The organism is Luteolibacter sp. Y139, assembly GCF_038066715.1.
Classification (GTDB): domain Bacteria; phylum Verrucomicrobiota; class Verrucomicrobiia; order Verrucomicrobiales; family Akkermansiaceae; genus Haloferula; species Haloferula soli.
The window spans coordinates 459,920-476,748 of the sequence record NZ_JBBUKT010000003.1 but is presented as its reverse complement, the minus strand read 5'-3'; the positions used below and the strand labels follow the sequence as shown (position 1 = coordinate 476,748).

The following is a 16,829-nucleotide window of genomic DNA, read 5'->3' as shown; positions in this document are numbered from 1 at the left end:
CATGAATGCCCTTCTCTTCCACGAATTTGGCAAGCCTGCCGAGGTGCTGCGGCTTGAGCCGCTGGAGTTGCCGCCTCTTGCGGATGGCGAGGTGCGGTTGAAGATTCTGGCGGCGCCGGTGAATCCGGCTGATCTGAATCTGATCGAGGGCACCTATGGCGTGAAGCCGGGGCTGCCTGCGGTGCCGGGGATTGAAGGGTGTGGCGAGGTGGTGGAGAGCCGGTCGGTGGATTTTCAACCGGGCGATCGCGCGATCGTGCTGCGTCGTGCGGGGAGCTGGGCGACGCATGTGCAGTTGGCGGCGGAGGATCTCTTCAAGTTGCCGGTGGGTATTGATCCGCTGCAGGCGGCGATGCTGAAGGTGAATCCGGCCACGGCGTGGCGGTTGTTGACCGGGTTCGGCACGCCGGAGCCGGGGTCTTGGATTGTTCAGAACGCTGCGAACTCCGGTGTGGGTCGCTGTGTGATCGCGGTGGCGAAGGAGCTTGGGATTCGTACGATGAATCTCGTACGTCGTCCGGAGCTGATCGACGAGCTGCTTGCGCTTGGCGCGGATGTGGTGGTGACGGATGATGATGCCGGGCTGGAAACGGCAAAGGCTGCCACTGCCGAGAGGCCGAAGCTCGCGTTCAATTGCGTCGGTGGTGAGAGCGCCTTGCGGTTGATGAATCTGCTCGCGCCCGGCGGGATCCATATCACCTTCGGAGCGATGGCTCGCAGGCCGGTGACCGTTCCGAATGGTTTGCTCATTTTCAAAGATCTGCAGATCCGCGGGCTATGGATCACGAAGTGGATCGAAAGCGCGGCGAAGAACGAACTGGATGAGGCCTACGGCAAGCTAGCCGGCTTGATGCTGGGCGGAAGCATGAGCGTGCCGGTGGATTCGACTTATTCCTTGGAGGAGTTTGGTTCCGCGCTTGAACGCGTGGGCGGAGAAGGGCGCGATGGGAAGGTGCTGCTGGTGCCGTGACGTGACAGGCTGAGGCACGAGCGGACGTTTCATGCATCCAGAATGAAGACTCTGGTTGCATGGATGGCATTGGCTTTGGTCGTGTCTGGGGAAGAACTCGCGAAGGGAGAGAAGTTCCTGAGCAACGGCGAGGTGAAGATCGGAGTCGATCTTTCGTCCGGAGGGTCGGTGTTCTGGTTTTCCGAGCTCCCGGGTGACCGCAACTTGCTCAATCACTACGACCGCGGTCGCTTCATCCAGCAGTCGTACTATGGCAAGTCCGACGGCTCAAAATGGGGTGAGCAGCCGTGGCGTTGGAATCCGGTGCAAGGCGGGGACTTCAAGGGGAAGCCGGCGCGAGTTCTGGAGAACCGTGATGAGGGCGGCGGGCTTTATGTCAAAAGCGTGCCGGTGAATTGGGCGGGTGGTCAGGATGTGGAGGACTGCCGGATGGAGGAGTGGATCAAGCTCGAAGGGAAGGTGGCGACGATCCGGTTTCGATTCACTTATAGCGGGAGCGAAGAGCATCCGCCCGCCCATCAGGAATTGCCTGCGGTGTTCATCGATCACGCCTTTGCGGATCTCGCCTGCTATAGCGGAGAGAAGCCGTGGACCGGTGAGGCCCTTTCCGTACGGCAGCCCGGATGGCCGAACGAGAGCTGCAAGGCGACCGAGGAATGGGCGGCTTACCTGGGGGCCGATGGCCGCGGGGTTGGGGTGTATTTTCCGGGAAGCAGTGAGCTCACGTGCTATCGCTTCGCCGGTGCGGATGGGCCCAAGGGCGCGGGGTGCTCTTACTTTGCTCCGGTGCGCACGATGCAGATCAAGCCGGGGTTCGTTCACGACTACACGATCCACTTGAGCATCGGGACGGCGAAGGAAGTGCGTGAGAGATTTGATGGAATCCGGAAGAAGCGGTGAGCCGTTTGCATCCCGTGTGATTGGACTCGATCATGCGACGCGTCCGGGCATCTTCCTTATCCATGGAGTTCGCGTTCACGTCGATCCGCGTTGGGATCCTTGTGGTTTTGTTAGCGGCGTTCTGGCTGTTAGGCGGCTTTAATTTTCCGGTGGGTGACTTTTCCTATCTGCAGAAGGCGTGGACCTATTCCGTGGTGATGCTTGTCTCGGGAAGTGTCTGTGCGACGATCGTGGATCACTGGGTGGGGAATCTGGATCGGAGCAATCTGCGGTGGCTGTATGTGGTCCTCGGCGTGCTTCTCATCGGCGGCGGATTTATGTACCAGCACGTGTTGAAGGAGCGGATGCAGATCGATGCGAAGGCGCTGGCGGTGCCGGAGGAGAGCGAGTGAGACTAATACTCACAGTGGTTAGAAAATCCACTCGGCACCGAGCCAGAAGGAGCGGGGGGCGGCGATGGTGCGGATGCCATCGCTGCTGAGGCCGGTGGAAATTTCCTCGTCGAAGAGGTTGTCGACGCGGGCGTGGAGCGTGACTTGCTCCGTGGCTTGCCAGGTGGCGCCGATGCGGGCGCTGGTGTAGCTGGGGATGCGGCGTTGGGCGAGGGCGTCGTCGTATTGCTCGGCGCCGTATTCATAGCCGGCGGAGAGGGTGAGCTTGTCGGTCGCGTGCCAATCGGCCGAGGCGATGAGGCGCAGGTCGGGGGCTTGGGGGAAGGGCTTGCCTTCCAGCAGCGGTTGCTTGGTGGACTCGTTGAATTCGGTGTCGCTCCAGATGCCATCGAGTCGCAGGGTCACTTCCTGCTGAGGTTGCCATTCGGCACCGGCTTGCACGCCGAGTACGCGGGCTTCGTCGACGTTCTGGCGTTGTGAGCCGGAGCCTCCTGGCGGGATGGTGCCGAAGATGGCGGCGATTTGTGCGGGGTCGGTGATGGGGACGTTGGCAATGGCGTCGCGGATCCAGTGGTGGAAGACGCTGGCGTCGAACTTCAGGCAATCCGCGGCCTGCCAATTGGCAGTGCCTTCGATGCTGTAGAAGCGCTCCGGATCGAGTGCGGGGTTTGCCTCGGTGATGTCGTTGCGGACGCGGAAGGGGCGATGCAGTTCATTGAGGGTCGGCAGGCGGAAGCTGGTGCCGGCGGAAAGACCGAGGGTGATGTCGGTTGTTAGATCGTGCGATAGGGCGAGGGCGAAGGATGGCTCGGTGCCGTCGCGGTCCGGTTGGATGTCCTTGCGGAGCGTGGAGCCATTGGTGAGTGACTTCTCGATGCGGCGGCCGTCTTCGAGTTGCCAGGCATCGAGGCGGGCGCTGGCGTCGAGGCGAGTTTCTTCGCTCACCTTGTAACCTGCGGCGGCGAAGATGCCGGTCAGGGTTTGTTCTCCGCCGGCTTGGCGTCGACGCACGAAGTTGCCCGCGACAAAGCCGGCGTCTTCATTGGTCGTGCCATCGGTCTTGCGGAAATCGGCGCCCGTGGTGAGCGACCATGGGCCCTCCGGCTTCCACTGGAGGGTGAAGGCGGCACCGGTGCCGTCGGCGGGGACGAGGAATTGATCGAGTGATGGCGTTTCGGCGGTGCGGGTGGCATTCACCGAAGTGAACATCGACTTGAAGCGTCGCTCCTGCCGGTAGGCGAGGGCTTGCCATGAGATCCCGCCGTCATCCCCGGAGGTGACGCGCAGGGCGAAGTCGAGGGCCTCGGTGGAGTTGCCCGCGAGTGGCGTGCCGTTGTTACGATCTTCCTCGTACCACGAGAACATCGGCTCGACGATGATGCCGGGAGCCGCGCGCCAGGCGAGCTTGAGATCCGCGCCGTAGGAGTCGACGGCGAGTTTGCGGTCGATGGGGCCGCGCTGCCACGAGGGTACCGCGTAGAAGCCATCCGAGTGCAGGCCGAAGGCGGAGAAGGTGACGGCGAGCGACTTGTCATCGGCCACCAGTGTGTTGGAGGTCGAGGCGGAATAGGTCCCTTGTCCACCGCCCCCGACTCGCAGGAGGTAGCGCTCTTCGAAAGCCGGATGACTGGTGAGCTGGACTACACTGGCGGGGCTGGCATTTCCCCAGACGGCGGCTTGCGCGGAGGGAACGATGCGGACCGACTCCAGCGTCGAGGGATCATGGCGGGCCCAATAGACCCAACCGCCGAAGGGATCGTTCTGCGGGATGCCATCGAGCACCACCAGCGTGCGCGAGGCGGCGGTGGCGCCGGTATTGCGCAGGCTGACGCCGGCCGAGGTGGGATTGCCGAAGAGGGAGGTCTGGCGGCGGTAGAGGGAGAATGAGGGCTCGCTGGAGAGCAATTCGTCGAGGGTGCGCGGGGCTTTGTTAGAAAAGTCCTCCTCATCCCACTCCGCGAGGGTCCCGCCGGGCAGGTCGGCGAGACTGCTGCCGCGGCGCTCGGCGAGGACGGTCATTTCCGGCAGCGTGTCCTGGGCAACGAGCGGGGAAGCGGCGGCGAGGAGGAGGACGGCCTTCATGCGAGGGATCACGCCTACCGTTACGATCGGCGGGAAGCCTTCAATCGTGAATCGGGTGCTTTTCCTCGTGCGGCTGGGGGTGGCTGGGGCTCATGAGGCCGGTCTCCCCTTCGTGCGCCATTTTTTCCATGGGAAGCATCAGCGCGGCGGGGACGACCGTGGCGGCGACGAGCATGAGGAGGAGCGTGCAGACGCTGCCTGCGATCATCAGCGATTTGTCCTTCAGCGCCACTCCGGTGAAGACGATGATGGCGCTTCCCAAGAGGAGGGCGGGAGGGACCACGCCGCCCTTCCAGAGAACCGCTTCCGTCAGCATGGGCAGCGGGATCCCGACTTTGCCGAAATAAACAGCGAAGCGGCTGAGGAGATAGAAGCTGCCGCCCGAGGTCAGCAGGGCGGTCGTACCACAGATTGCTGAGAAAAGTTTCATGCCCGGAGAAACGGAACCTGTGGTCCGATCTTCCAACGATCCGGGCTGGATCGCGAGGAGAAAGAATCCTCCGCTGCGCGTGTTAGTAGCCCTTCCAGAACAGGAAGGCGCAGGCGAGCACGGCGACCCCGTAGGCGAGACCGGCCATGCAGAGGGCTTGCCAGCGCCGCGGATTGGCGGTCGCCCAGCTGACGGAGTCACGGAAGAGGTAAGGCATGCCGACCCAGTAGAGCGAGGCGATGACCAGCCCGAGGGCGAAGGTGGGAATCAGCAGGCGGCTCTGCGGGTCCTTGAGGAAGGCGGCCTCAAACAAGGGCGCGGCGACCATCAGGCCGAGCAGGCCGAGCGCACGGACGGCCAGGAATTCCTTAATCGCGATGCCGACCGCGATGATGGACAGCGGGACTGCGATGCTGAGGATTTTTTTCAGGCCATTGAACTCGCCGAGGTCCATGGCGAGGAAATGGCGCCAGCCCTTGCCGGGCTCCTGGACGAGGAACCAGAACCAGATCAGGCCGATCGCGAGGAGGATCTGGCCGAGCTGCTGGTTGCGCGGGAATCTTTTCAGGAATCCCTGCACCGGGACCGGCCTTGCGAGCATGAACGCATGCATGGCCACCAGCCAGATGCCCAAGGCGATGCCGGTGCCGTGGAGGGACAGGCGTTCGTAGAGGTGCATCGGGTCCATGTGTGCACGGGCAATTAGGGGAGCCCGGCGGCGGGGACAAGGCCGAAGTCGGGGAAGCCCGGCCGGGGTGCAAGCCAGTTTGGAGCGAAACTCCCCGGCAAAGGACGGAAATCCCGGGCTGTCAACGGGCAGGCCCCGGCTTTCTTTAGCCCTTTGGTCTAATAGGCAGCGGCTTCCGGGTAGGAAATCCTCGGGCTCTTTGGCATCTCCGGTATGTTGGGAGACGTGTCAAATTGCACAGGCTGTTTGTTCAAAACGAGTTCCATTTCCAACCCCAGTCATGAATCCGAACCGAATCCTGCGTGCCTGCCTGGCGGTCGCGCTGTTTGCCAGCCCCGGCCTGCGCGCCGAGGAAGAACCTGATCCGGCGATGGCCGGGCTCGAGAAAGCGGCCGAGGCTTTCGTCACCGCCTACAACAAGAAGGACGCCGCCGCGATCGCCGAGCTCTTCACCGAGGACGGTGAAATGTGCGGCCTGACCGGCGACGACCTCATCTCCGGTCGCGATGAGATCAAGGCGCACTACGAGGAAGTCTTCGCCGAGGACGATGTGCCTTCGCTGGCGATCGAGGTGAAATCGGTCCGGCTGGTCGCGCCGACGTTGGCGATCGAGGATGGCACCGCCCACCGCACGCCGCCGGGAGAGAACGAGCCGCCGCGCTCCACCGACTACACGGCGTCCCTGCTGAAGGGCGCGGACGGAGTCTGGAAAATCGCCAGCACCCGCAAGCTGAAGGATTCGACGGACGCCGCCGGGCAGCTGGCCGAACTGGCGGATGTCTTGAAAGGCGAGTGGACGACGACGAAGGACGGCCTGCGGCTGGACCTCGCTTTCGGCTGGGACAGCTCCGGCAAGTTCCTCACCGGTGAAACGCTGACGACCACGGCCGATGGCGAGCCGCAGGCCGGGACGATGCGGATCAGCTGGGATGCCGCGAAGAAGTCGATCGTTTCCTGGATCTTCGACGCCGAGGGCGGCGTGTCGCAGGGGATCTGGACGGCGACCGACGATGGCTGGCTGGTCCGTTCCGAAGGCACCACCGGTGACGGTGAAACCATGACCGCCAACCAGGAGCTGACCACCGATGGGAAGGACACCCTGATCTGGGCGGTGACCAACAAGGTGATCGATGGCGAGAAGCAGCCGGACGGCGAGCTACGGATCGTCCGCCAGACTCCCGACCCCGACTCGAACTGAACCCTTTCCCGACACGACGATGAAACTTGTTCCTACATTCCTGACCGTCCTGCTCGGACTCTTTCTGGCGAATCACGATTCCGAAGCCCGAGGCGAGGGCGGAGGAGGTCACCGCGGAGGTGGTGGTGGAGGCGGAGGCGGCATGAACCGCGGCGGAGGAGGCGGCGGCGCGAGCCGCAGTCCGATGACTGGCTCAAAGATCGCACGCCCGCAGGGCCAGCCGCAGTCGAAGCCCACGGCCCGGCCGACCATGCCGCAAGCGCGTCCGGAAGCGAAGCCGGCGCCGAAGCAGCCGGTCCAGCGGCCGTCCGTGCAGAAGCCTGTGACCCGCCCTGGAGGCGGCGGCGGTGGTGCGGGTGCTGGAGGTGGTGGTAACAACAAGCTTCCGGGTGGTGGTGGCAACGCGGACGTCAGGCCCGGTGGTGGTGGAGCAGGCGGAGCTGGAGGTGGTGGCGACCGTGGGCCGGACAAGCGGCCATCCGTGGATCGTCCCGGCCAGAATAAGCCGTCGACCTTGCCCGGGATGGTCACCTATCCGACCAAGCCGGATAAGGGCAAGCCGACCCGTCCTGGTGCGGGAGGAGAGGGCACGCCCGGCTTTGCCAATCGGCCGGGTGGAGGGAACGGCCCGGGTGGCAACAATCGTCCGGGCGGCGACAACCGTCCGGGTGATCGTCCCGGTACGGATGACCGGCCTGGAAATCGCCCCGGTAATGGCAATGGCAACCTTCCCGGTATGGGGAACCGCCCGGGTAACAATCGTCCCGGTCAAGGCGGTCGCTTCGACAAGGACGGGCCGAGCATCGTGGATCGCGACCGGGTGAACATTGATCGGGACCGGACGAACATCCGCGGTGGCGACCGGAACAATGTCTACGTGGGTCAGGTCAATGTGGGCCGCAAGAACGTGGCTCTCAATCGCCCGTCCACCTTGCCTGCGGACCGCCGTGGCTGGGATGGCAACCGCTGGGGTGGCAACAACGGCGTGTGGGGCAACCGGGTCAACATCGGCAATAACGTCAACATCAACATCAACAACAATTTCCGCCACAACAACAACTTCGCCTGTCGCCCGAACTACTGGGGTGCGCGGCCATGGTGGGGTAGCGGGAATTACTACAAGTGGCACCACGGCCACTGGGGCTACGGCTGGAACCACGCCTACTACCGCCACAACTGGTGGTACGACAACGACGACGATTTCGCCAAGGGCTTCATGTGGGGCATCGGCGTCTGGAGCCTGGGGAACATGATCTACGACATGGGCTACCAGTCGTACAAGAACCCGTATCCGGCACCGCCGGTGCAGAACACCTACATCACCTACAACCAGCCGGTGTCGGTGGCAGCGGCGAAGAATCCGCCGGGGGATGAAGCGGCTGCTTCCACGGCGGAGTCGAAGTCGGCCGATGCGCTGGAGGCATCGCGTGATGCCTTCAAGGGCGGTGATTATACGACCGCGCTCTCGAAGGTGGACGAGGCGATCAGCTACGTTCCGGGGGATACCACGCTGCACGAGTATCGTGCGCTGTGTTTCTTCGCGCTCGGGAAGTATTCGGATGCCGCGGGGGTGTTGAATCCTGTGCTGGCTTCCGGGCCCGGCTGGAGTTGGGACACGATGATCGACTTCTACAATGGATCGAGCGCTTACAACGACCAGTTGAGAAGAATCGAGGCTTACGCGAAGTCGTCCGGCAAGGCGGACGGGCATTTCCTGCTCGGCTACCACTATCTGGTCTGTGGCCACATGGAGAAGTCGTATGAGCAGTTTGCGAAGGCCTCGCAGATGGAGCCGGCGGACAGCATCTCTCGCCAGCTGGCCGAGCTGACGAAGAGCTCGATCCCGGATGGCACCAGCGATGATGCAGGTCCGGCTCCCACGCGTCCGCCGCTGGTGCCCGCCGACAAGCTCGTCGGGACATGGACGAGCGACACCGGCAACGGGAAGATCACCTTCACGATGACCGAGGGAGGTGACTACACGTGGGGCTTCAAGCCGGCGAGTGGTGATCCGACCGAAATGAAGGGCACCTATGGTCTCAATGACAAGGGGCTGCTGGTCCTGACCTCGGATGACACGCAGATGGTTTCGGCCGTCGAGATGAAGGCCGAAGGGAAGATGCAATTCGAACTCGTCGGTGCGCCGGATGGAGATGCCGGCCTTGAATTCACCAAGGGCTGACCCCGGTGGGTCTTGCCATGGGCCGGCGCGAGCGCATCCGCGCCGGCCCTTTTCCATCCAACCTTCGATTTGCGACATCATGAAACCATGGTCCTTCATCGTCGCGACCGCGCTGGTCGCATCCGTTCATGCCCAGGCGCCCGCCGGTTATGAAACCGGCGTCATGCTGAAGGCGTCCGACTTTCTTCCCGTGGAGTTACTACGAGGACCATCGTACCGGGTCCGCGACCAGGTGCCGACGGACGGCTACATGGCCTACTTCACCATCGACAGTGACTTCGGCACCTTCACGGCGATCGGGGTGCCGGAAGCGAAGCGCCGCATCAGTGAGGCGGAGGCGATTCACAAGCTCGTGGAAACGAGCAAGGGCGATCTCTTTGCCGAAGGGCTCAAGCGCTCGGTGGAGCAGCCGATCGATGCGGTGAAGAACATCGTGAAGAATCCGGTCGAGTCGGTGAAGCAGGCACCGAAGACGGTGGGGCACTTCTTTGTGAAGGTGGGATCGGGCATTGGTCGTGGAGTGACCAGGGCGGTCGATCGCGTGGAGGATTCGGTGAAGAAGGATGACCGTGACGCCGGTCAGGCGGCTGCTGCCGCGGGACGTGGCATTGGCAATGCGGCAAAGAGTGCGGCGGGTTTTGACAAGGCGAAGCTCGATACGGCGAAGCAACTCGGTATCGACCCCTACTCCGACAACGAGCGGCTTCAGGAAGAGATGGACAAGGTCACGTGGGCGTTCTTCGCCGGTGGCTTGCCCTTGCGGATCGGAGCGGCGGCGGCATCGGCCGGGGTTGCGGTGGCCGCGACCAACATGGTGGGTATTCCCGACGATACCTATGCGCTCACTTCCGGTGAACTCGCGATGCGGGACGAGCGATCGCTCAATGCGATGGGTGTGAGTCTGGAAGACATCAAGGATTTCCAGGTTCACCGGGCGCTGAGCACCACGCGCCGCCACCGGATTGTCACCTATCTGGAAGCGATGCCGAAGGCTTCGGGACGCGGTGATGTGGTGCGGCTGGCGAATGCCTGTGAGACTCCGGAGCAAGCGGAGTTTCTCATTTCGGGGTTGGCGATCCTTGCTGAACGCGATCGCTCGGGAGCGGCCAGCTATGTCTCGCTGAAAGTGCTCGGTCGTCTGCCGGGTGCGACCACCGCGACCGGCGAATTGCAGGTGCCGGCACCGGTGGATCATGTGACGTGGACCGAGGAGGTCGCGGGCTTCGCGCAACGCGACGATCTTGGCACTGCGCCGAAGGTGCTCCTTCACACCGGGCGCATGACGGCAGCCGCCGCGTCCGGAATCACGGCCGCCGGATGGAAGACGGTGGGCGTGGCGTATCCTTTACGCTGAGTTGGCATGGAGCGGCAGCCGCACAATGAGGTGTTTTCGCTGGTCCACGATGACCCGTGGTTCCACCTGCAGGAGCGGCTTGGAATGGTGCCCAAGAATGGCAAGGACGGCGTGATTCGCCGGACGGTGATCTTTTGCCTGCTGGCGTGGTTGCCACTGGTGGTGTGGGCATTGGTCACGGGACGTGCCTTTGACAATTCCACCGGCGAACCACTGCTGCAGCACTACAGCATTCACGTGCGGTTCCTGCTGGCGCTGCCTGCATTGATTTTCGGCGAGAGAGTCGCCCGCTCCACGCTGAAGCGCCTGCTTCCCCGCTTCGTGGACATGGGATTGATTAGCGAAGAAAAGGTGCCGGCATTCGGGAAGGTGATCGCCGACCTCTTGCGCTTGCGCAATGCGACGCTGCCGTGGGTTGGTATTGCTGGAGCGATCGTTGCTGCGGCATTCGTTCCCGATACGGGCATTCATCTGGAGGAGCTGAATTGGGCCAAGGACGGCCAGGGTCTCGGCTTCGGCGGCTGGTGGTTCCTGCTGGTATCGCGGCCGATCTATCAGCTGTTCCTGTTCAGCTGGCTGTGGCGGGTGGTGCTGCTATTCATCTTCTACCGACGCATTGCGAAGCTCGGGCTGGACCTGCTGCCGGCGCATCCGGACCGGCTTGGAGGACTTGGCTTCATCGCGACCACGCCGCGGGGATTCTCCCCGTTCGCCTTCGCGCTTTCGTGCGTCACCGCTTCGAAGTGGGCGCACGACATTGCGTGGCACGGAGCCCACGTGAATGATCTGAAGGTCCATGGTGCGATCTTCGTGGTGATGATCGTTGCCTTGTGCCTGTTTCCCCTCGTTGTCTTCTTCCCGCTGCTGAAAAAGGCCAAGCGCAAGGGGGTCGCCGAATACGGCGCGCTGGTCGCCCGCTACGACCGGATGGTCGCACAACGGTGGATCCGTGGTGAGGAAACGGGCGAGCAGCCGCTGCTCTCGGCTCCCGAATTGGGGCCGTCCTGTGACATCCATTCGCTTTACGATTCCGTTCGCGGGATGCGCATGCTGCCGGTCGACAAGACCTCGCTACTCCCTCTGCTGATCCCGCTGGCGTTGCCCTTGATCGCCGCGTGCGCGATCGAGATCCCGCTTGCCGAACTGGTCGGCAAGGTTTTCAAGACACTGCTGTAACCCCGGTTCGCCTTCCTTCATGAAATTCAAGGCCATCTTCATCGCTGCGTTCGCCTTTGCGTCGTGCGCTGCGCCGGTTTCCTACCATGTCGTAAAAACCCAGATCCCGCCGGGTGATTACCACGTCTCGCCGCTCGATGCGGCGTTGAGAGAACTTGAGGCGGGCAAGGCTTCCGCGGATGCGATGGAGGCGAGCGGGCATTTCCTCGAGTCAGCGAGGCTGGCCGGTGACAAGGCACTGGCCGGTGAAAAGGGTGCGGTGGCGCTCTACAATCATGCGGTTGGCCGTTTGGTCGAACGGTTGGAGGGAGCCAAGGCATTGCCGTGGGGCCGCACCATCACCGTCGGCAGCGGGCCCACTGCCCGCACCCTGCGTGGCAAGCTGGAGCCCAAGGCGGCGAACGTTCACCGCGAATACTACGTGGTGGATACCTATGACTTCCGCGGGAAATACACCACGGTGCATGCGACACGCGCCGGAGTGGGTGCGCCGCTGGTCGTGATGGCGGATCCGAATCCCAATTTCCGCAAGACCTTCGATCCGCCCCGCGTGGCCATGGCTCTGACCGCGGTGGTGCGCGCTGAGGGCAAGCACGGCGCGGTGCTGGAGCTCCACGATCCGCTCGACGAGGAACACATCGCGATCGCCGGGCGGAATCCGGTGCTGGCGGCGAACTTCAGCGCGCCGGTGAGCTTCGTGGTGGCGACCACGCGTCCTGACAAGCTCGGCCTGATCCGTCTGCTCAATCCGCAGAAGTATTCCGATACTGCGCGGCTGATCCGCCTTCAGAAGTACGATCCCAATCGTATTCCCGTGCTCTTTGTCCACGGCTTGCAGGATACGCCGGCGACGTGGGTGCCGATGTATCATTCGCTGATCCAGGATCCGGAGATCCGGAAACGATACCAGTTCTGGGCCTTCAGCTATCCCAGCGGCTACCCTTATCCCTATTCCGCGTCGCTGCTGCGGAAGGAGCTCGATGGCGTCAACCGGGTGTTCCCGAACCACAAGAAGATGGTCATCATCGGCCACAGCATGGGCAGCCTGATCAGCCGCCTGATGGTGACCAATGCCGGTGACAAGATCTGGCGCGACATTTTCCAGAAGGGCCCGAATGAGATGCACATCACGGGGGCCAGTCGCCAGTTGCTGGAGGATTCGGTCATCTTCGAGAGCCGTCGCGACATCAGCCGTGCGATCTTCCTGTCCGCTCCGCACCGGGGCTCGAAGTATGCGTCGAACTGGATCGGTCGTCTCGGTTCGCGGCTGGTGCGGATTCCCACCTTCCTCGCGGATGCCCGCAATGCGATGGCCTCGGTCCTGACGGTGGACAATGCTTCGCTGCAACTCGATCGCGCGCCGAACAGCATCGACACGCTTTCGCCGGACAATCGCTTCGTGAAGGCGGTGAACAAGCTGCCGATCGCGCCCAACATCCCGTATCACTCGATCATGGGTGATCGTGGCAAGGGCGGGAACAAGGACAAGACCCCGCCGGTGATGTCAGACGGTGTGGTGGACTACTGGAGCGCGCACCTTGATGGCGCGGTATCGGAAAAAATCGTGCCGTCCAATCACAGCTCGCACCAGCATCCGGAGGGCATCGCGGAGGTGAAGCGGATCCTGAAGCTTCATTTGCAGCAGGGCAACTGAGGCGAGTGGAGGGGGCCAGTCGTTGTCGGCGAGGACGCTGGCCAGATGCGGCCGGACCTGTCAGAAATACGGCCTCGCGTGACACGGACCGTCTTTTCATTTCTCCGACTCGGGTTGCTGGTGGTGCTCTTTGCCGGCTCTCCGGCGATGGCCCAGCTGCCGTCGCTCAAGCTTTCCGAAGACAAGGTCGAGGCGCCGCAGGAGGAAACTCCGGCGGACAAGCGCAAGCGACTGAAGTCGTGGCTGGATGAATGGCGCGGGCAGGTGGACGTGCTCGACAAGGGGGTGGCGCCGCCGGCCGGGATCACGCCGGACGAAGTCGCAAGTCGGAGGGCCGATCTCCTGCTCGGGATTTTCACCGCGGAGAACACCATCCGCTCGCTCGATACCGCGGATATCCTCAAGCAGTCGATCGCCCAGGCGAAGGAGGAGAATGCAAAGTGGAAGAGCTTCGACAAGCCGGGCCCTTATTCCTTCGTCCTTCACGATGAACTGCGGCGGCAGCAGGAGGGCATCGCGACCCGAATGCGGGCCTATGAGTCGGCGGTGAACATGTTCGAGCGCGAGCTGGGCAAGCGCCAGGACGAGATCAAGAAGGCAGACGAAGTGGTGCGGCGGGCCCAGGAAACCGCCGATCGCGCCGCGCCGGAGAATGTGGATGCCGAGGTGTGGCGATTGGAGTCTGCCAAGCTGAAGCTGCGGGCCTTGAGCTCGGCGGCGGCGATGCTCCAGCACACGTCTGACAATACCCGCCTGCGCACCGCCTCGGCGGAAGAGGAAGCGGCGCTGCTGAAGCGGAAAGTCGCGGCACTCGGTACGGAAACCGCATTTCCGCAACAAGATCTCGATCATCTCCAGCACTCGACCGATGAGCGGCGCAAGGACATCGCCAAGGAACTCAATGGGATTGAGAAGTCACAGCAGGGCACGATCGCCGATCGGCAGACGGCGTTGGCCGCGGTGGAGGCCTTGAAAGCCACGCCGAATCCGACCGATGCTGACAAGGCCAAGTTGGCCGCTGCCGTGGACCGGGTGCAGGGTCTCGACAACCAGCTCGAGAGCCTTGCCAACCGGGTGGAGATCACGGGCGCGCGACTGCGTTTCCTCAGCGAGTACTACGAGGCACAGAAGTCCCGGAAGACGCTGCTAACATCCCAGTCCGCGGCGGACCGGACGGAAGCGCTGGCGGCGCTGCAGACGCAGCTCGCGCGGGCGAGCGCGTTTGATTCGCTGGTGGATGTCCGCCGCAATTCGGCGCTGTCGGCGATGCAGGAGCAGGAGTCCCGGCTGACTTCGCTCCCTCCGGATTCGCCGCTGCGACCGCAGATCGAGCAATTGTTAGGCACGCTGCGCGGCGACCTCGATGCGGTGGAGCGATTCGGCCAAGACATCTCCGGCCTGCACCTGGACATCGGCCGTTGGCTCGCGGACTCGGATCAGATCGCGAAGTCGATGACGTGGGGCGAGCGTCTCAGTGGCTTGGGCTCGCGGATCGCCAAGCAGGCGAAGGCGGTGTGGAATTTCGTGGTCTATCGCTATGACGACAAGACGGAGGTAGATGGTCAGGTCACGACGGTGAGGCGCGGGCTGACGCTCGGGTGGCTGATTGGGGCGCTGCTTTTTTTCTTCGTAGCTTATCGAGCGGGGTCGTGGCTGTTGAAGCGGGCCTTCAAGCGGTTGGTGGGCAAGGGCCGGGTGGAGCAGGGGCAGGCGGACACGCTGCGGCGGTGGACGCGGATCGCGATGGGAATCGTGCTCGCACTGGTGACGCTGAATTTCCTCAAGATCCCGCTGGCGGCGTTCGCATTCCTCGGCGGTGCGCTGGCAATCGGCATTGGCTTCGGCACGCAGACCTTGTTCAAGAATTTCATCAGCGGGCTGATTGTGTTGGCGGAGCGGAAGGTGCGCGTTGGGGATATCCTGGAGGTGGATGGGGTGGCGGGTACGGTGACGAGCATCGATACACGTTCGTCCACGGTGCGCTCGTTTGATGGGGTGGACATGATCATGCCGAACTCGGTTTTGTTAGAAAACAAGGTGATCAGCTGGACGCATGATACGCCCGTGGTGCGGCGGGTGGTGCGGGTGCGGGTGGCTTATGGGTCGCAACTGCGGATGGTCTCGACCATTCTCTCGGAATGCGCCGCGCAGCATGGGGTGATCATGAAAACCCCGGAGCCGCAGGTGGTGCTGGAAGAGTTCGCGACGGACTCGCTGGTGTTCGCGATCTTCTTCTGGATCGACCTGCGTGCGAAGACGGGTGGATCGGTCGTGGCGAGTGATTTGCGGTTTATGATCGAGCGGCGCTTGAGTGAGGCCGGGATCGCGTTGGCGAGTCCTCAGCAGAGTTTCCAGTTGCATGCGGACAAGCCGTTGCGGGTGCAGATGGATGCGGGGGAGGTGGAGGAAGTGAAGCCGGTCTGAGGGCGTCTCGTTAGACCGGCCCCATCGCCCCCTTTCAGGGTGCCTTTCGTGTTCGCAAAAAACCCGGGGCGTTGCCCCGGGCTATTTCATTGCCGCGCCTTTGGCGCTGAAGACCTGTCTCTGCAGGCCTTGCTTTGTCGCGGAACCTCAGAGCTCCTTGATCCAGATATTGGCGAAGTCGATGAAGGCGTTGTGGTGCTGGAGGGCGATCTTGCCCTTCGCTGCGACGCCGGGGAGGGTGGCTTCCTCGATGACGGTCTTGCCATTGATTGAGACGGTGAGCTTGTCGCCCTTCATGGTGATGAGGGTGCGGTTCCATTCACCGAGCGGCTTGTCGGCCTTGGACTTGGGGGTCACGCCGGCGATGACGTCGGCGGGCTGGGACTTGTCGGTGCGGTAGCCGTAGACTTCGCCGGAGCCGCAGGGCCAGTTCCAGAGGTTCACCTGGCTCTTCGAGTTGCCGCGCACGTAGACGCCGCTGTCGAGTTCCTGGACCTCGACCTGCTCGCCGGTTTCCTTGCCATCGGGGCCGATGATTGGCCGCTTCATGATGGGTCCGGGAGCGGACCAGCGCCAGTCGAAGGCGAGCATGAAGTCGCCGTATTCCTTCTCCGACCAGAGGTCGCTCGATTTGCCGTCGTGCTTGAGGATGCCATTGGCGGGCTGCCAGTGCTCGAGGTCGGCCTTGGTGTGTTGCCAGCCGTTGAGGGTCTCGCCGTCGAAGATCTTGGTGAAGCCTCCCTGCTTTGCTCCTTCGTCATTCGCGACCGGGGCGATCTCGGTGATGGTCATGCCGCGGAAAGCGACGCGGTCTCCGTGGCCGAGGAAGGCAATGTGGCCGGAGCGGCGTTTGACGCCTTGATGATCCGGGTGCTCTGCGGCCAGCTTCGAGAGATCGCCTTCCGTGATCACTTCACCGTTCACGGTCACCTGGACGAAGTCGCCGTTGACGATGATACGTTCGCGGTTCCATTCACCGACCGGCTTGAGCGGGGCCTTCTTCGCGGCGAGCAGGGTGTAGAGTGAGCCGTGGAATTGATAGGGCTTGAGGTCCTTGTACTTCGGATCGGTGTTATCGAGCACCTGGACCTCGATGCCGGTGTAGGCGGCGTCGCCTTCGCCGGGGTAGTTGATGCCGATGCCGTTGTTGCCGCCGGGCGGGAGCTTGAACTCGAAGTCGAACGCGTAGTTCGCGAAGGTCAGGTCGGTGGTCAGGTTCCGGCCCTGCGGGGTGCAGACGATGGCACCGTCCTCGACGACGTAGCCCTCGCCCTTCCAGCCGGAAAGATCGGTGCCATTGAACAAGGGAAAGGACTTCGATTCGGCGGAAGCTGCCATGGGAAGCAGCAGGGCGAGGGTAGCGATGGATTTCATAAAGA

Annotated in this window: 13 protein-coding genes; 9 read left to right on the top strand and 4 right to left on the bottom strand. The window is 63.0% G+C overall.

The genetic code is table 11. The features are described from left to right. Window position 1: 1 nt before the first annotated feature. The 3 genes from WKV53_RS10415 (at window position 2) to WKV53_RS10405 (ending at window position 2,262) form a co-directional block, all read left to right on the top strand. Window positions 2-970 (top strand): MDR family NADPH-dependent oxidoreductase, encoded by a 969-nt coding sequence (locus tag WKV53_RS10415; RefSeq protein WP_341404517.1) that lies wholly within the window; start codon window positions 2-4, stop codon window positions 968-970. A gap of 42 nt (window positions 971-1,012) precedes the next feature. Further along, the gene (locus WKV53_RS10410; RefSeq protein WP_341404516.1) at window positions 1,013-1,870 is read left to right on the top strand and encodes a hypothetical protein; all 858 of its coding nucleotides are present in this window, start codon (window positions 1,013-1,015) and stop codon (window positions 1,868-1,870) included. 62 nt (window positions 1,871-1,932) lie between these two features. Continuing rightward, window positions 1,933-2,262: a hypothetical protein gene (locus WKV53_RS10405; RefSeq protein ID WP_341404515.1), complete on the top strand. Its 330-nt coding sequence runs from the start codon at window positions 1,933-1,935 to the stop codon at window positions 2,260-2,262. Between the two features lie 18 nt (window positions 2,263-2,280). Here WKV53_RS10405 and WKV53_RS10400 read toward each other — a convergent pair whose 3' ends face one another. From WKV53_RS10400 to WKV53_RS10390, 3 genes are all read right to left on the bottom strand, one after another. Beyond that, complete coding sequence (locus WKV53_RS10400; RefSeq protein ID WP_341404514.1) at window positions 2,281-4,344, bottom strand: TonB-dependent receptor; 2,064 nt, start codon at window positions 4,342-4,344, stop codon at window positions 2,281-2,283. Window positions 4,345-4,384: 40 nt separating this feature from the next. After that, the gene (locus WKV53_RS10395; RefSeq protein WP_341404513.1) at window positions 4,385-4,774 is read right to left on the bottom strand and encodes a hypothetical protein; all 390 of its coding nucleotides are present in this window, start codon (window positions 4,772-4,774) and stop codon (window positions 4,385-4,387) included. 82 nt (window positions 4,775-4,856) lie between these two features. After that, window positions 4,857-5,462 (bottom strand): hypothetical protein, encoded by a 606-nt coding sequence (locus WKV53_RS10390; protein WP_341404512.1) that lies wholly within the window; start codon window positions 5,460-5,462, stop codon window positions 4,857-4,859. A 280-nt stretch (window positions 5,463-5,742) separates the two neighbouring features. On the opposite strand from WKV53_RS10390, the gene WKV53_RS10385 reads away from it, so the two are divergent. The 6 genes from WKV53_RS10385 (at window position 5,743) to WKV53_RS10360 (ending at window position 15,450) form a co-directional block, all read left to right on the top strand. After that, window positions 5,743-6,660 (top strand): YybH family protein, encoded by a 918-nt coding sequence (locus WKV53_RS10385; RefSeq protein ID WP_341404511.1) that lies wholly within the window; start codon window positions 5,743-5,745, stop codon window positions 6,658-6,660. 19 nt (window positions 6,661-6,679) lie between these two features. After that, a complete protein-coding gene (locus WKV53_RS10380; RefSeq protein ID WP_341404510.1) occupies window positions 6,680-8,842 on the top strand; it encodes a tetratricopeptide repeat protein in 2,163 nt (720 codons plus the stop codon). Between the two features lie 79 nt (window positions 8,843-8,921). After that, window positions 8,922-10,196, top strand: a complete 1,275-nt coding sequence (locus WKV53_RS10375) for a hypothetical protein (protein WP_341404509.1) — start codon at window positions 8,922-8,924, stop codon at window positions 10,194-10,196. A gap of 6 nt (window positions 10,197-10,202) precedes the next feature. Beyond that, window positions 10,203-11,372, top strand: a complete 1,170-nt coding sequence (locus WKV53_RS10370; RefSeq protein WP_341404508.1) for a hypothetical protein — start codon at window positions 10,203-10,205, stop codon at window positions 11,370-11,372. A 19-nt stretch (window positions 11,373-11,391) separates the two neighbouring features. Then, the gene (locus WKV53_RS10365; RefSeq protein ID WP_341404507.1) at window positions 11,392-13,026 is read left to right on the top strand and encodes an esterase/lipase family protein; all 1,635 of its coding nucleotides are present in this window, start codon (window positions 11,392-11,394) and stop codon (window positions 13,024-13,026) included. 78 nt (window positions 13,027-13,104) lie between these two features. After that, window positions 13,105-15,450, top strand: coding sequence for a mechanosensitive ion channel family protein (locus tag WKV53_RS10360; RefSeq protein ID WP_341404506.1), 2,346 nt, complete (start codon window positions 13,105-13,107; stop codon window positions 15,448-15,450). 147 nt (window positions 15,451-15,597) lie between these two features. Here the strand turns inward: WKV53_RS10360 and WKV53_RS10355 are convergent, their stop codons facing one another. Continuing rightward, window positions 15,598-16,824, bottom strand: coding sequence for a 3-keto-disaccharide hydrolase (locus WKV53_RS10355; protein ID WP_341404505.1), 1,227 nt, complete (start codon window positions 16,822-16,824; stop codon window positions 15,598-15,600). Window positions 16,825-16,829: the final 5 nt, after the last annotated feature.

Excerpts from the sequence above, each read along its gene's own strand:
- WKV53_RS10385 (WP_341404511.1), top strand. The coding sequence starts at position 5,743 with ATGAATCCGAACCGAATCCTGCGTGCCTGCCTGGCGGTCGCGCTGTTT.
- WKV53_RS10380 (WP_341404510.1), top strand. The coding sequence starts at position 6,680 with ATGAAACTTGTTCCTACATTCCTGACCGTCCTGCTCGGACTCTTTCTG.
- WKV53_RS10375 (WP_341404509.1), top strand. The coding sequence starts at position 8,922 with ATGAAACCATGGTCCTTCATCGTCGCGACCGCGCTGGTCGCATCCGTT.
- WKV53_RS10355 (WP_341404505.1), bottom strand. The coding sequence starts at position 16,824 with ATGAAATCCATCGCTACCCTCGCCCTGCTGCTTCCCATGGCAGCTTCC.
- WKV53_RS10405 (WP_341404515.1), top strand. The coding sequence starts at position 1,933 with ATGGAGTTCGCGTTCACGTCGATCCGCGTTGGGATCCTTGTGGTTTTG.
- WKV53_RS10410 (WP_341404516.1), top strand. The coding sequence starts at position 1,013 with ATGAAGACTCTGGTTGCATGGATGGCATTGGCTTTGGTCGTGTCTGGG.
- WKV53_RS10370 (WP_341404508.1), top strand. The coding sequence starts at position 10,203 with ATGGAGCGGCAGCCGCACAATGAGGTGTTTTCGCTGGTCCACGATGAC.
- WKV53_RS10395 (WP_341404513.1), bottom strand. The coding sequence starts at position 4,774 with ATGAAACTTTTCTCAGCAATCTGTGGTACGACCGCCCTGCTGACCTCG.
- WKV53_RS10415 (WP_341404517.1), top strand. The coding sequence starts at position 2 with ATGAATGCCCTTCTCTTCCACGAATTTGGCAAGCCTGCCGAGGTGCTG.
- WKV53_RS10400 (WP_341404514.1), bottom strand. The coding sequence starts at position 4,344 with ATGAAGGCCGTCCTCCTCCTCGCCGCCGCTTCCCCGCTCGTTGCCCAG.
- WKV53_RS10390 (WP_341404512.1), bottom strand. The coding sequence starts at position 5,462 with ATGGACCCGATGCACCTCTACGAACGCCTGTCCCTCCACGGCACCGGC.
- WKV53_RS10365 (WP_341404507.1), top strand. The coding sequence starts at position 11,392 with ATGAAATTCAAGGCCATCTTCATCGCTGCGTTCGCCTTTGCGTCGTGC.